This is a genomic window from Paenibacillus sp. N3/727 (assembly GCF_022637315.1).
Classification (GTDB): Bacteria; Bacillota; Bacilli; order Paenibacillales; family Paenibacillaceae; genus Paenibacillus_AQ; species Paenibacillus_AQ uliginis.
On sequence record NZ_CP093336.1, the window covers coordinates 5,074,880 to 5,089,183 of the forward strand.

Sequence of the window (14,304 nt, forward strand, 5' to 3'; positions counted from 1 at the left end):
CGGATTGTTCTGAATTACTTTTTAACTGTATCAATCCAGAGATAGCATGCGCTTTCGATGCTATCACCCAACCCAAACAAAGCCGCCTGAGGATCAATCCTCAAGGCGGCCTATAAATTACTTATGCGACAGTATCCTCTGCCTTACTCTCAAAAATTACTTCGAAGCCTCGTCTACAGCCAGCTTGGCCAGCGCTAATGCGCCACACAGACCTGCGTTGTCACCCAACTGCGGTGGTACGATAAACTGGGCAATGTCCTGGTTCAGGCTTGGATGCGAAACGTAGCCCGCCAGCATTTCCTGCAGCTTCTTATGGATCAGTGGGAACAGTTGCTGCTGCTTCATAACCCCTCCGCCCATCACAATTCTTTCAGGTGAAAGGATCAGCACATAGTTCATCAATGCCTGTGCAAGATAATAAGCTTCCATCTCCCAAGCCGGATGATCCGGTGTCAACTCAGCTCCTGCAACCCCCCAGCGTCTGCCAAGGGATGGGCCTGCAGCCAGACCTTCCAGGCAATCACTATGATAAGGGCAAGTACCTTCGTACTTGTCATCTGGATGACGGCGTACAATGATATGACCCATTTCAGGGTGAGATAAACCATGAATCAGCTTTCCATCCACAACCGCTCCGGCACCAACACCGGTTCCAATCGTGATGTACAAACAGCTGTTAAGACCTTGAGCCGCTCCCCAGGTATGTTCTCCAAGCGCTGCACCATTTACATCCGTATCAAAACCGATCGGTACGTTGAAACGCTCCTCCAGCGCTTTCACAACATTGAAATTGCTCCAGTGCGGCTTCGGCGTTGTTGTTATAGAGCCATATGTAGGGCTTCCTTTTACCGGATCGATCGGTCCAAAAAAGCCTGCACCGATGGCTTCCACCCCTTTGTCTGCAAAAAACGAAAACACTTGCGCCATCGTTTCTTCCGGCGTTGTGGTCGGGAAGCTCGTACGTTCGATAACCGTACCATCCTCCTTACCGATTCCGCATACAAATTTTGTGCCGCCAGCTTCAATTGCTCCAAGTATCATGTGAGTTCATCCTCTCCAAGGTGTATGATGTCATATTCATTATGTTTTTTCGATTCGTTCTGGGTTGGTCGCCCGTTACCTACAGCATGATAAATTTCTACCAGCGTTTTACCACGGAATACAGCAAGGTGCATCCATCGGCCGCTGCTGTTCCCAGTATAAATGTAATTATACTGGAACACAGTGATGTTTTACAGACAGCCACAAGGCATCATCTATCGATCATGGCACCAGTGCAACTCCCATCAGATGACTTAAGCTCTTCATTTCGAGCTCCTCAAGCTTGGGCAGGACACGCTCATCGTCTATCTCAAGAAGGCACAAGTCCAGATCGCAATCCACAGGTACTTCACAATGAATAGCTGCGAGAGATCTAGATAGGTGCAGCATTTCAAGATCCGCTTCAATTTTACCCCGAACACTCTTCGTAAGAGAATCCATATTTGCGAGTATACCTTCGATCGTTTCGTATTCCTGAATCAGCTTCATGGCCGTTTTCTCACCGATTCCACGCACACCCGGATAGTTATCACTCGTATCGCCCATTAGACCTTTGACATCAATAACCTGACGTGGGGAAAGCCCTTTTTCCTGGTACAGCGTCTCCGGGGTGTATACCAAATAATTGCCGTGTCCTTTTTTCATAATGATGACCGAAGTCCGTTCATCTACAAGCTGAAGCAGATCATGGTCGCCTGATAATACCATAACATTCATATCACTGCCGAAACGACAAGCCAGTGTCCCGATACAGTCATCGGCCTCAAAGCCCTCAACGCCAAGGTTCGGAATGCCAAGGCAATCTGTGACTTCACGAATAAGGGAGAACTGGGGAATCAGATCCTCTGGCGCTTCAGGCCGATTGCCTTTATAAGCTGCAAACTGGTCGCTGCGGAACGTTTTTGCAGCCATATCCCAGCAGCAGGCCACGTGTGTTGGTTGAAATGTGTCAATAGCGTCCCACAAATAGCGAAGGAATCCGTAAATAGCATTTGTAGGAACCCCTGCCTTGGTTCGGCGGATATAACCACTAGTAGCCGTAGCATAGTAAGCTCGGAACAATAAGGCCATACCATCGACGAGCATCAGAGAAGGTTGCTTCGTTGTGTTCACTGTAATAAATCGCTCCTTGCTAATATGTTCAAAATCTTGTTATATCATAATCTCAATATGTCATTATACCATATCTGCCTATTTCGTAGTGTCCCGCAAATCATATAATATTTCCATTTAAAAACCTGTTCGCTATATAAGTTGAACTAAAACTTCTTAGCCTGAGCATCACTACGAATGCGGATTATTCTTACGATCGCTCTTGCCCCCACTACCGTTTCTCGAGAATAATTCCGCCTTCTTCGTTGAAGCACTTCCCTTTCTTTAGTTCAATCTATATATGTACAAAAAAAGCCCGGAAACTTTTTAGGTTTCCGAGCCAAATCTTCAATTACTTGATGCCGACACGCTTACAAAGCCTTCCATGCATCCTTGAACAGTTCCTCTTTAAACCCTACGGTCACCCGCGTTCCATCAGATACGATTGGACGCTTGATAAGCATTCCATTGGAAGACAGCAGCTTAATCTGTTCCTCTACAAGCATACTTGGAAGCTTGTCCTTTAAAGACATTTGCTTGTATACCTCACCGCTCGTGTTGAAAAATTTCTTTAGCTCGAAACCACTTTTATCAATTAATTCAGCCAGTTCCTCTGGTGTAGGTGGCTCGTCTTTAATATGCCGGAGTGTGAGGTCATGTCCTTCATTTTGCAGCCATTTCACCGCATTTCTGCATGTGCTGCACTTGGGATATTGATATACGATCAATTGGCTCATTTGATTTAAACTCTCCTTCTACTTTGTCTAGCAGTTATTCTCGTCGGCATCTGTTCCTTCTTCACCCAATCGCTCTAGCAGCCATTTTATATCCTCCGGAATCGGTGCGCGAAAGGTCATCACATCTCCTGTAATCGGGTGGACAAAAGTGAGGAGCTCCGCATGCAGTGCCTGCCGATCAATCCCTTCATCTAGACGAGTTATGTTCGTGAGATCTTCTTCATCAAATAAAGCGCCGGTTTGAATAGGCTTACCGTCCTTCACCAAAGGTGGTGCCGTATAAATCGGATGCCGGTACATCTTATCTCCGATTAACGGGCATCCGATGCTGCTCATATGTACACGGATCTGGTGCGTCCTCCCCGTCTCCAGTTTCAGCTCTACCAGAGACGCTCCGCGATAAACCTCACGAACAGTATAACGGGTTAACGAAGGATAGCCGTCCGGCGTGACAATACGACGGTGAGGCTCCAGCGGATCCCGGTCGATTGGCCCGTCAATATTCCCTTCTGTCGGCTGGGGAACACTGTGAACGAGTGCCAGATATCTTTTATCGACGGTTCCGGCTATCATTTGCTCCGATACATGCTGGTGGATATAAGGGTTTTTGGCGATGGCAAGTACACCCGATGTTTCCTGATCCAGACGGTGAATCGCCCTGAACCGGTAATTCCAGCCCTTCAGCTGCCAATAATGAACAACGCCGTTCGCCAATGTATCGGTGTAATGGCCATGGGTTGGGTGCACAATCGTACCCGCTGCTTTATTGACGACAAGTAAATGCTCATCCTCAAATAATATATCCAAATGCATGGGCTGCGGCAAAATATCGTCCGAGAGCTCCTGCTCCATACGGATTTCCACCACATCACCTGCTCGAACTTTCACACTGATATAAACCCTTGCTCCGTTCAGCATAATTCCCTGTTCGGTCAGCTTAAGCCGGGACAAGAGCTTTCGTGATACACCCATCCGTTTTTGCAAAATGGTTTTCAGAAGCATGCCGTCTTCGCTTACAGGTACTATATAAGCAATTGGCGGGTAATACAATTCCATATATTATCGGAACACCTTTCCGCTTCGTACATATTCTACATCCGGCATACCTGCTCGAACATTAGCCGTACGTGCTGTTACAAAGAAGTAGTCAGATAGGCGGTTCAGGTACATACGTACCTCAGGATTGATCTCAGTCGTTCGCGCAAGCGTCACAGTGAGCCGCTCGGCACGGCGACATACCGTCCGGCATACATGAAGTACTGAAGACAAAGCAGAACCACCTGGCAGAATAAACCGCTCCAACGGCGGATTCTCCAGTTCAAATTGGTCCATCCACTCTTCCAGTCTCTCCACAAGCGGTCCGCTCACTTTGTATTTGTCCTCACTATGCTTCGCATACGCGAGATCCGATCCGCAGTCAAACAGCTCGTGCTGTATCTGCAGCAGTTGTTCGCGAAGCTCCTCAAAACCAGCCTCTTGTGCCAAAAAGACAGCCTGCCCCGTAAAGCTGTTCAGTTCATCTATCGTTCCATAGGCTTCAATGCGCGGATCATCTTTAGGCACTCGGCCGCCGATAATTGACGTTTCACCTTTATCTCCGGTTTTTGTATATACTTTCATTTTTCATTCCTCCGTTTGCAGCCAGCCTTGTTATTCCTCATAGGCCAGTCTTCAATTTTGGTTATGCTTCACTATAACATAACTTGATGTACAGATGAATCTCGCTCAGTAGAACAAAAAGGAGACCTGATCAGGTCTCCTTTTGTATAATTACATTTTATAATTTTTTCTTCGGGTGTGCCTTCATATATTCGTTGATCTTTAAGTCCAGCAAGCTGCTGATCTCAATTACGATCTCCGAAGTAAAAGACTGCTCTTGCAAAAAAAGCTGTTCCATTTTGCGACGGAGCATATGAATCTCTTCTTCCAAGGAAATATCCTGCGGAGTGGATTTAGCTGATTTAATTGACCATTTACCATGCTCTTGGCCTTCGGCTACAAAATCACCACGGTATGGCGACAATTCGTAATCACAATACACTGGCAATCCCTCCTTGGATAAGTGAAATAATGCTCCCAAAACAAAATTATAACATAGATATCTGTAATGAAAAGTAAAAATTTTGTTAATTCAAGGAAATGAAACAACTATCTTCTTCTCAAGTTAATTTCTCCACAAATTTACCCATTCGTTCCAAAGCTTCACTGAGCTGAGAAATCGACGTCGCATAAGAACAACGGATAAAACCTTCACCGCCAAGTCCGAATACGGAACCTGGAACAGCGGCAACTTTAACTTCCGTCAGCAGGCGCTGGGCAAATTCATCCGAAGACAAGCCGGTACGTTTAATGCTTGGAAAAGCATAGAACGCTCCCTGTGGCTCGTGACAGTCCAATCCGATATCACACAAGCCTTGAACGATCAGTCTACGGCGCTGGTTGTAGGACTCCATCATCCGGTCCTTCTCCTCCATACCGTTGGTAAGTGCTTCAAGCGCAGCCACTTGTCCCATAGCAGGCGCACACATTACCGTATACTGATGTATTTTCAGCATAGCACTGATCAGATCCGGGTGAGCACAAACATAACCCATTCTCCAGCCGGTCATTGCAAAAGCTTTCGAAAAGCCGCTGACCAAGATAGTACGATCCTTCATACCTGGAATCGATGCGAAGCTGACGTGTTTTCCATCATAGGTTAATTCAGCATAGATCTCATCCGAAATCACAATCAAATCATGCTTCTCTACAACCTTGGCAATTGGAAGCCAGTCTTCATAGGTCATCGTTGTGCCTGTCGGATTGCTAGGATAACACAAAATCAATATTTTGGATTTCGGCGTAATCTTGGCTTCCAGCGCCTCAGCCGTCAGTTTAAAATGATTCTCCGCGGTCGTTTCAATTCCGACAGAAACCCCTCCGCCAATGGACGTAATTGGTGAGTAAGAAATATAGGATGGTTCAGGTATGAGAATTTCATCTCCTGGAACGATGAGTGCCCGCAGCGCCAAGTCGATAGCTTCACTTCCGCCAACCGTAACGATGATCTCATCCTTCGGGTCGTAGGCAACGTGAAAGCTGTCATGAAGATATCTAGCAATCGCTTCACGCAGCTCAGGCATACCTGCGTTCGAGGTATAACCGGTAAATCCCCGCTCCAGCGAATACACACATGCTTCACGAACATGCCACGGCGTTACAAAATCAGGCTCGCCAACACCAAGAGTAATAATATCCTTATTGCCGCTTACCAAATCAAAAAACTTACGAATACCTGATGGTTGAATATCACGAACCAATGGTGCCAAATAGGAATTCATCGGCTTCCTGCTGTTTTCTTTAAGATGCTCTTCGTTCACAATCATACACACTCTTCCTTTACGGCGAGATCAGGAGACGATTGTCTTCTTGACGTTCTTCATAGATAATCCCGTCTTGTTTATATTTTTTAAGAATAAAATTCGTTTTGGTCGATAACACCGAGTCAATGGGAGACAACTTCTCCGACACAAAGTTCGCGACCTCTCTCAAATTGCGGCCTTCCACTTCTACAAGGAGATCATATGCTCCTGACATCAAATATACGGATTTCACTTGAGGAAATAAATAAATTCGCTCTGCAATTCCCTCAAAACCTCTCCCGCGCTCTGGTGTAATCTGCACTTCAATGAGTGCGGTGACCTTTTCTTCCTCCACCTTACCCCAGTTAACGATCGTCGCATATTTTACGATAACATTGTCATTTTCCAGTTCCGCAATTGCGACCTTCACTTCCTCTTCCTCTACGCCGAGCAAAGTAGACAAAAGAGCCGGAGATCTTCTCGCGTCCTCTTTCAACAGGTCAAGCACTTTCAATTTCAATTCGCTTAGCTCTTCCATTCGTAGTCCTCCAGCGTTTATTTCAGGCAATTCGGCCATAGCCGGATTCCTGTAAAGAGATTAATACTTATATTACAATAATTCGGGCGGTCTGTGCAAAAAAAAACCGACTGCCTTCCGGCATACGCCGTTTAGATAGTCGGTTCCTCTTTGCTAAAATTCAGTACACGGGTTACATCTTAATGTGTAGGTTGAACGTTAGGCTGATGCATAGGTACATTAGGAGTATGTGAAGTAGGAGCCAGTCCGGATGTTTTTTGACTAATGAGCTGACGAGTTTGCTGAACTGTGTTTTGCATCTCCTGCAGTTGCTTGTCTACATCACTCTTCATGGCATGAGGCACAGGAGCAGCATACTGATTCTGCTGTTCAATCAGTTGGTACATTTCCCCTTGCATTTTGAGCGTTTCGGCAGTCAAATTACTGAACATACTGCGAACTGTCGGGCATGCCGATTCCGTTGTTGCAGTCGTGTATTCACTTACAGTACGTTTCAACCCATCCAAGATGGTGTTGAGCAAATCCTCCTCCGGCAGGAAGGAACCCTCATTTGGGGATGGCATATGAACTTCCTCCTTAAACATTACTTATTTGATGGAATCTTACTGAGACTGGGTAGGTGCGACGCTTTGATGACTCTGTAACGTTTGAATCAATGTATCCATGTGGTTTTCATGCTTGTGCAGTAATCCCATAATTGTCTGCTGTACAGTCGGATTCTGAATGGATGCTGCTGTTGCAGCGCAATGCTTGGCGAGCGAGCTCTCATTAGAGATACAATCAACGATGTAATCCAATTCCTTCGAAGTAAGAGGCTTTAGTTGGTTATTGGATGGCATAGTATTCATTTATTATCCCCCTTCCATATTAGGTGTACATGTGTAGTATGGCTTGTTCGTTTATTTCTATGTCACGCAATAAATGTCTGAAGGAAGATCATACTGAGGATACAGTGTAATGAGTTCACTTCGAAGTCTATATACGGGAAGGTGCATTTCATGAAGTTAACCGGAGGCAATACGCCATGGAGCGGTCAAGATATTCAGCGCTTCTCTCAGCTGGAGAGCAATCTCTCATGTGATGTGCTGGTCATAGGAGGCGGTATGAGTGGTGCGCTCGTATCTTATATTTTGTCCAAGCAGGGAACAGATACAATTCTGCTTGAAAAAGGTTGTATCGGAAATGGCAGCACTTCAGCCAATACCGGACTTCTTCACTTTATGAACGATGATACATTGACAGAGCTTATTCAAACGTTCGGAGAGCATAAAGGAACTGGCTTTTACAGAATGTGTGAAAGAGCAGTGAATCGCTTGTCTGAAATCGCCAGCAGCCTTTCTATCGATACGGAATTCAGGCATCGCAGCAGTCTCTATTATGCCAGCACGGAGGATGATGCGGGAAAAATACGCAATGAATACGATACACTTACTCGCCACGGCTTTAACGTCCAGTATTGGGATCGACAGACCATCAAGTCACACTTTGCGTTTTCCAAACCTGCTGCTATATATACGCAAAGAGATGCTGAAGTGAATCCGTATAAGCTGGTACACGGGCTCATCAGTGACGCTGTCCACCAAGGACTACGGGTATTTGAGCACAGCGGTACCGAGAATATTGAATACTCGGACAACGGCGCCACTGTAAAAACAAAACTCGGTAGCATCCACGCCAGGATTCTGATCTGGGCTGCCGGGTATGAAACACAGGAGTGGAAGCCAGACCGCATAGCATCACTGAAAAGTACCTATGCAATCATGACCGAGCCGATACAGGATTTATCCTCATGGTATGAACGTGCCTTAATTTGGGAGAGCAGCCGTCCTTATCTTTATATGCGCACAACGCAGGACAACCGGATCATGGCAGGTGGACTGGATGAACCACTTCATGAGTCTGGATGTCCTGATGTGAATCTTACAATCCGAAGCCAACGACTTCTGAAGGATATCCATGACCTTTTTCCCGAATTAGGAAAAATTTCAATGGCTTGTTCTTGGGCCGGTGTTTTCGCTTCCACTCAGGACGGAATTCCTCTCATTGGCCGGCATCCCCATTTCCCTCACAGTTATTTTATTGAGGGATATGGTGGTAGCGGGACTGTGTACAGTATGCTAGCTGCTGATCTGCTTGCGGAGGCGGTTAATGGCAGCGAGCCTGAAGAGCTGAATTGGTTCTCTCTTACCCGTTCATTAAAGACTAATGCTTCATGTAATTAAAAAAGGAACATGAAAGAAAGCCTCCGCAGCTTTGCCGACGGAGGCTTTCTTGTTAAGCGGCTGGCTGCCGGCTTTTCATAACTTTTCGCATAAACACCCAAGTTCCTATAGGTGACATGCCCAGCACTAACAGTAGCAGCGTGACGGTCAAGGGATCCTGCCGGAAAGATAACACGCTGATGAATATAAGAAGACCAGCTATTCTTCCGACCATTAGGCTGATTTCTCTTACAACAACAAGCTCCACTCTTTTCTCCGCATTATTGCGGTTCGTTCCCATCAGATCAAAACTGACCGAGATCGCCGGGAGCATGTACAATGGTATAAATAAAGATGTGCCTACGCCCAGAATAAGAAGGGTCGTGTAGTTTACCTTCCACAGCAGCGGTAAGATCACAAGCAACATGATTATGGCCCCCACCAGCATTCCGTAGCTTCGGTAAGCCGGCTTAAACCATTTCCCTGCAGCCCAGTAGCTGACCAGTGATACTGCAGAAGTGATGAGCATAAATTGTCCAACTTTGGCTTCCTGACTTGTTGCTGAATACACAAGTAGAAAGATGAGAAAGGAGAACACGCCCTCTCGAATTCCCTGCATGACCAACCCGCCCATGGCAAAGCGCCAGGTTCCGTCAACTTCCTTTAATCGTTTAATTCCTTCAATCCAGTCATATTGGCCGCTGACTTCTCTCTTTTTGAGAAAAAAACTGAGCAGAACTGTGCAACCGAATATAACCATAGACATGGTGAAAATTAACCGGTACCCTTTCTCACCATGCAGCAATGTGATCAGCCAGCCAGATACCCATGGACCCAATATTCCGATCATAGATCCAAGCAAACCGACCCAGCCATTGAACCAATCGCGATTCCCAGCGTCTGTCACCTCAAAATAAACAACGTTGAATGCAAGCCAAAATAATCCCAGAGACGTTCCCAACAGCAGGCCCAGCGGCCAAATATAATGAACCGCATTCTGTCCGGTGCCCAGAATAAACAAATAAAACAAACCTGACACGGCGATTCCCAGCCGAAGTGCGTTCATTTTATTACCTTCCTTCACCCACTTGCCAGCAATCCAAAACGTCAATCCCAGCGCGATCTGCTGCGCCATCGTGAACCAGGCGATCATCAAGTAATCCTGTCTGCTTTTCCAAAAATATATGTTCAGAAAAGTTCCTGACAATGCGCCGGCTAGTACAAACATACCGTTTACCGCCAACAAGAGAACCACTTGGCGGTCCTTAGGCGCTTTCATAAACTCGCCCTCCTCAGCAGCCGACTTGTTATTCCAGGTTAAGTTGCCCAACCTCGGAATGGTTCATAACCTAAAAAGCGGAATTGGTAACTTATTCTTTAAGACTATTGTCTGTTATAACTTGAATTATTCCTTGACGGAAGAAATTCGGGGACAAAGGAGCGTATGCTTTCGATGCGAGCTTACCTTTGGAAAGCTTTTACCACTACGTTTTTCCGGAATCGTTTCGTCCTCTGTCGCTACTGGCGAGCGAAAAAGCTACGGAAGACCACAAAAAAGCCACTCCAAGGATGAATCCTCGGGTGGCCTCTTGAGACTGCTATTTATTTTTCGTCAACCCTTCAATCAACCGCAAACGGTCATCTTCTGAGAGACTATACTGCACTTGGAAGCATCCTGAACAAATATATACATTCATATTAAACGGAGGTTTCAGCAAAGGCCCCTTCATGAATGGGATTAATGTAGGATCAAAACCTTCTCCACTTACACGCTGTGTTCCCGCGAGCATCATATACTCCCGGCAATGGAAGCATTCGGGTGTCTCATCCTGATAATCCAGCACCTGCTCCACAGACTCCTCGTATGCCATGAGATCATGGGCTTCCCCATACTTGTCCAACGTTCGTATAGCTGGTACCTCTCCATCTTCAGATCCCCAGAACGGTTTGTTTAATATGTCGCTGCTATCAAAATCATTGTAAGACTCATCAAACTCTTCCTGATGCCCATTCTCCTCATCATCCCCATCAAGTGGGATGCTGAGCGTACGATAGCCCTTTAATTCATTATCACAGTGCGGACAGTTCTCTTCTGGACCAATCTCCTCATCCCATACAATCTCAGTCTGGCACCATGGACATACAATTGGTTCCATAAACTTATTCATCCCTTTCATTATTCAAACGATCCAAAAAGATCGTATACATTAATTCCACATCAAGTATACAATGCCTGACAGGAAAAAGATCAAGGCTGCCGCGAACAACACCCGCGGTAAATATTTCATGGCCATGTTCCTCCAAAATTTACATAATGCTCGCGCCTATTACATATGACAAGGACACGGTAATGATCAGAACAATCAATCCAACCGCCCGATTATCTTTGCCTATTTCTTCATCTACTGAAAACACCGGTGTCAAAAACTCAAGCAGTAAATACGCAGCTAACAGCAAAATGAACCCCAAGAAGGACCATTTGATCATATCATAAACGGACGTATTGGACTCAATACTATACCGCATTACATTACATATGCCGAATATTTTGCCGCCGGTAGCCATCGCTGCAGCAACATTTCCTTTTCGAATTTCATCCCAGCAATTGTATTTTGTGACCACCTCAAAGCAGGCCAAATATACGATCAACGCTAAAATCGCAACCGAGAAATAGCCGACAAGAACACCCACCGGGTGTTCCAGCAACTGATCAATACTCTCCATCATTCCCCGCGTTCCTCCCCGAAGTCGGCATCACCTAAAGATAAACGGTTCACCGGCCGTAATGCAGATGCTATAGTTGTATACGAGTTAGAGAAACCATCGGTTCCTAATATATTGCGCTATTTCAGTTCCGCAATCGTAACCCCTGTTCCGCCTTCCCCGTAATTTCCAAGACGGTAGGTTTTTACATGCTTATGCTTCCGCAAATAATCCTGAATACCGGTCCTTAAAATCCCCGTCCCTTTGCCGTGGATGATGGAAACTTGGCCCAGATTACCCAAAAACGCTTCATCCATAAAGCGGTCCACTTCGATGAGAGCTTCTTCCAGGTTCGCCCCGCGAAGATCAAGCTCTTTACGGATATTTTCGTCGCGGGTACGCTTCAGTGTCGTAACATGACGCTGACCTTGGGTTTTCTTGGCAGATGCCGGAACGGACACAAGCTCCAGATCATCCAGAGATACCTTCATCTTCATAATGCCCAGCTGGACAAGAGCTTCTTTAGAGCCAGCCAGTTCAACGACATGGCCTTTCTGATTGAGGCTGTATACCATAACCTCGTCACCAGGTTCGATCGAACGTCTCTCTGTGGCGCTGCGCTTTCCAGCCGTCTTCCGTTTCTGCTCAGGCTCTGCTTCATCCAGACGTTTACGCGCCGCAATAAGTTTATGTTCTTTAACCGAAGCACCCTCTTCTTGAGCGAGTTTACGCAGATCTGTAATAATATCTTCTGCTTCGCTCCGGGCTTTATCCACAATCTTCTTGGCATCCTGACGGGCTTTTTCAACCCATTTATCTCGCTGTTCCTCAAGCTTTGCAAGTTCGTGATTATGCCGGCTTCGCAGTTCCTCCATTTCTTTACGAAGAACCTCTGCCTTCATACGCTCGGTCTCAGCTGCATGACGATTCTCTTCAAGAGATGCAATCATATGCTCTACCCGCTGATCTTCTTCTTTCACTTCACCGCGGGCATAATCCAGAATCATCCCCGGAAGCCCAAGTCGTTCTGCAATGGCAAAAGCGTTACTTCGACCCGGAACACCGATCAGAAGGCGGTAGGTTGGACTCAGTGTATTAATGTCAAACTCCATGCTGGCATTAATGATTCCTTTTCGTTCATAAGCATACGCCTTCAACTCAGAGTAGTGAGTTGTGGCAATCATCCGGCATTCCATCCGGTGAATGTGCTCCAGAATAGCTATAGCCAGAGCTGACCCTTCAGCGGGATCCGTTCCCGCACCGACCTCATCCAGCAGCACCAGACTTTTCGGAGTCATATTTTTCAAGATCCGAATAATATTCGTCATATGGCTGGAAAAGGTACTTAGGCTTTGCTCAATGCTCTGCTCGTCACCGATGTCTGCGTAAATCGCATCAAACACACACATCTGGCTTCCTTCCTCGGCCGGTATGAACATGCCGGACATCGCCATCAGATTGAGCAATCCAATGGTTTTGAGCGTAACGGTCTTACCGCCCGTATTCGGACCAGTAACGATGATGGACGTGTATGAGTTACCCAATTCCACATCAATCGGAACGACCTGGTCAATCGGAATAAGCGGATGCCGTCCTTTTTTAAGTTTCAAATAACCACGGTCATTCATACGCGGCAAGGAGGCCTTCATGACATGAGCCAGCCGGGCTTTGGCAAAAATAAAATCAAGCTGACCGGTAATATCGATATCGATACTGAGCAAATCGGCCTGGTCGCCAACCAGAGCGGTTAATTTTTGTAAAATCACTTCAATTTCACGTTCTTCTTTCATACGCGTCTCTCGCAGCTTGTTGTTCATCGCTACGATGGACTCCGGTTCAATAAACAAAGTTGCTCCCGATCCGGACTGATCATGTACAATCCCGCCGAAATAAGAACGATATTCCGCTTTTACCGGGATAACAAAACGATCTCCCCGGATCGTTATAAGTTGATCCTGCAGCATCTTGGATACCGACTGTGAGCGGATCATACCGTCGAGCTTTTCACGGATACGTACCTCTCCATTTCTCAGTTCTCGACGGATTTGAGACAGTTCCGGACTGGCCGAGTCCATAACTTCGGCACTTTCGTCTATACATGCCTTGATGGCATCTTCCAACGATTTTTGTTCCGAAATCAAATCACTCAGGTTATATAAAATTTCAACGGGTTCGTCTTCATGGATCTGCGCAATAAATCGCTTCAGTCGGCGCGACCCCATGATGGTATTCGCTACAGCCAGCAGTTCATGCGGACTGAGTGTTCCGCCGATCCGGGCACGTTTCAGCGAGTCTGTAATATCCGTTATCCCGCCAAACGATGGGCTTCCTTTCAACCGGTCTACCGTGTAGGCCTGGTCAGTAGCCGCAAGCAGCTGTTTAACGTCGTCAAGTTGGACGGATGGCTTCAGCTGTTCCGTTGTTGCCTTACCCATGGAAGTTTGGGTGTATTGTGACAATGTATTTAAAATTTTCCGATATTCTAATGTATGCAAAATCTTGTCATCCAAGAAGTTCACAACTCCTCTCAATCAATGCCTTTATTATAGCCGAGACCTTGAATTTTCGCCATTTATAGGGATTATTTCAATAAATCCTTCCACACATAACTCAGAGTACATCTGAACAAAATAATTTTGCGCATGATTGCA

Annotated in this window: 15 protein-coding genes; 1 reads left to right on the forward strand and 14 read right to left on the reverse strand. The window is 46.2% G+C overall.

Going from position 1 to position 14,304, the window contains the following annotated elements:
* Window positions 1-156: 156 nt before the first annotated feature.
* The 10 genes from MNQ98_RS23590 to MNQ98_RS23635 all read right to left on the reverse strand — a co-directional run bounded on the left by MNQ98_RS23590 (window position 157) and on the right by MNQ98_RS23635 (window position 7,597).
* The gene (locus MNQ98_RS23590; protein WP_277883689.1) at window positions 157-1,041 is read right to left on the reverse strand and encodes an ROK family protein; all 885 of its coding nucleotides are present in this window, start codon (window positions 1,039-1,041) and stop codon (window positions 157-159) included.
* Between the two features lie 222 nt (window positions 1,042-1,263).
* Window positions 1,264-2,127, reverse strand: a complete 864-nt coding sequence (locus tag MNQ98_RS23595) for a 5'-3' exonuclease (protein WP_241934019.1) — start codon at window positions 2,125-2,127, stop codon at window positions 1,264-1,266.
* A 377-nt stretch (window positions 2,128-2,504) separates the two neighbouring features.
* Window positions 2,505-2,870 carry an arsenate reductase family protein gene (locus tag MNQ98_RS23600; protein ID WP_241930432.1) on the reverse strand — a complete coding sequence of 122 codons (366 nt, stop codon included), beginning with the start codon at window positions 2,868-2,870 and terminating at the stop codon, window positions 2,505-2,507.
* Between the two features lie 27 nt (window positions 2,871-2,897).
* Entirely contained in the window at window positions 2,898-3,926 is a 1,029-nt protein-coding gene (locus tag MNQ98_RS23605; protein WP_241930433.1) for an RluA family pseudouridine synthase, read from the reverse strand.
* A 3-nt stretch (window positions 3,927-3,929) separates the two neighbouring features.
* Window positions 3,930-4,490 carry a cob(I)yrinic acid a,c-diamide adenosyltransferase gene (locus MNQ98_RS23610; protein ID WP_241930434.1) on the reverse strand — a complete coding sequence of 187 codons (561 nt, stop codon included), beginning with the start codon at window positions 4,488-4,490 and terminating at the stop codon, window positions 3,930-3,932.
* 157 nt (window positions 4,491-4,647) lie between these two features.
* A complete protein-coding gene (locus MNQ98_RS23615) occupies window positions 4,648-4,911 on the reverse strand; it encodes an aspartyl-phosphate phosphatase Spo0E family protein (protein ID WP_208918137.1) in 264 nt (87 codons plus the stop codon).
* Between the two features lie 118 nt (window positions 4,912-5,029).
* On the reverse strand, window positions 5,030-6,235 hold the full coding sequence (locus MNQ98_RS23620) for an aminotransferase class I/II-fold pyridoxal phosphate-dependent enzyme (RefSeq protein ID WP_277883690.1): 1,206 nt from the start codon (window positions 6,233-6,235) through the stop codon (window positions 5,030-5,032).
* Window positions 6,236-6,248: 13 nt separating this feature from the next.
* On the reverse strand, window positions 6,249-6,749 hold the full coding sequence (locus tag MNQ98_RS23625) for an Lrp/AsnC family transcriptional regulator (protein WP_241930435.1): 501 nt from the start codon (window positions 6,747-6,749) through the stop codon (window positions 6,249-6,251).
* Window positions 6,750-6,928: 179 nt separating this feature from the next.
* Entirely contained in the window at window positions 6,929-7,312 is a 384-nt protein-coding gene (locus tag MNQ98_RS23630; protein WP_241930436.1) for a spore coat protein, read from the reverse strand.
* Between the two features lie 39 nt (window positions 7,313-7,351).
* Complete coding sequence (locus tag MNQ98_RS23635) at window positions 7,352-7,597, reverse strand: hypothetical protein (protein WP_425298574.1); 246 nt, start codon at window positions 7,595-7,597, stop codon at window positions 7,352-7,354.
* Between the two features lie 150 nt (window positions 7,598-7,747).
* Between MNQ98_RS23635 and MNQ98_RS23640 the strand changes: the two genes are divergently transcribed.
* Complete coding sequence (locus MNQ98_RS23640) at window positions 7,748-8,971, forward strand: NAD(P)/FAD-dependent oxidoreductase (RefSeq protein WP_241930437.1); 1,224 nt, start codon at window positions 7,748-7,750, stop codon at window positions 8,969-8,971.
* A gap of 52 nt (window positions 8,972-9,023) precedes the next feature.
* On the opposite strand, the gene MNQ98_RS23645 is transcribed toward MNQ98_RS23640, so the two are convergent.
* The 4 genes from MNQ98_RS23645 to MNQ98_RS23660 form a co-directional block, all read right to left on the reverse strand.
* Window positions 9,024-10,229 (reverse strand): MFS transporter, encoded by a 1,206-nt coding sequence (locus tag MNQ98_RS23645; protein ID WP_241930438.1) that lies wholly within the window; start codon window positions 10,227-10,229, stop codon window positions 9,024-9,026.
* Between the two features lie 319 nt (window positions 10,230-10,548).
* The gene (locus tag MNQ98_RS23650) at window positions 10,549-11,106 is read right to left on the reverse strand and encodes a hypothetical protein (RefSeq protein WP_241930439.1); all 558 of its coding nucleotides are present in this window, start codon (window positions 11,104-11,106) and stop codon (window positions 10,549-10,551) included.
* Window positions 11,107-11,257: 151 nt separating this feature from the next.
* Window positions 11,258-11,677, reverse strand: coding sequence for a DUF350 domain-containing protein (locus tag MNQ98_RS23655; RefSeq protein ID WP_208918130.1), 420 nt, complete (start codon window positions 11,675-11,677; stop codon window positions 11,258-11,260).
* A gap of 116 nt (window positions 11,678-11,793) precedes the next feature.
* Window positions 11,794-14,163, reverse strand: coding sequence for an endonuclease MutS2 (locus MNQ98_RS23660; protein ID WP_241930440.1), 2,370 nt, complete (start codon window positions 14,161-14,163; stop codon window positions 11,794-11,796).
* Window positions 14,164-14,304 lie beyond the last annotated feature (141 nt).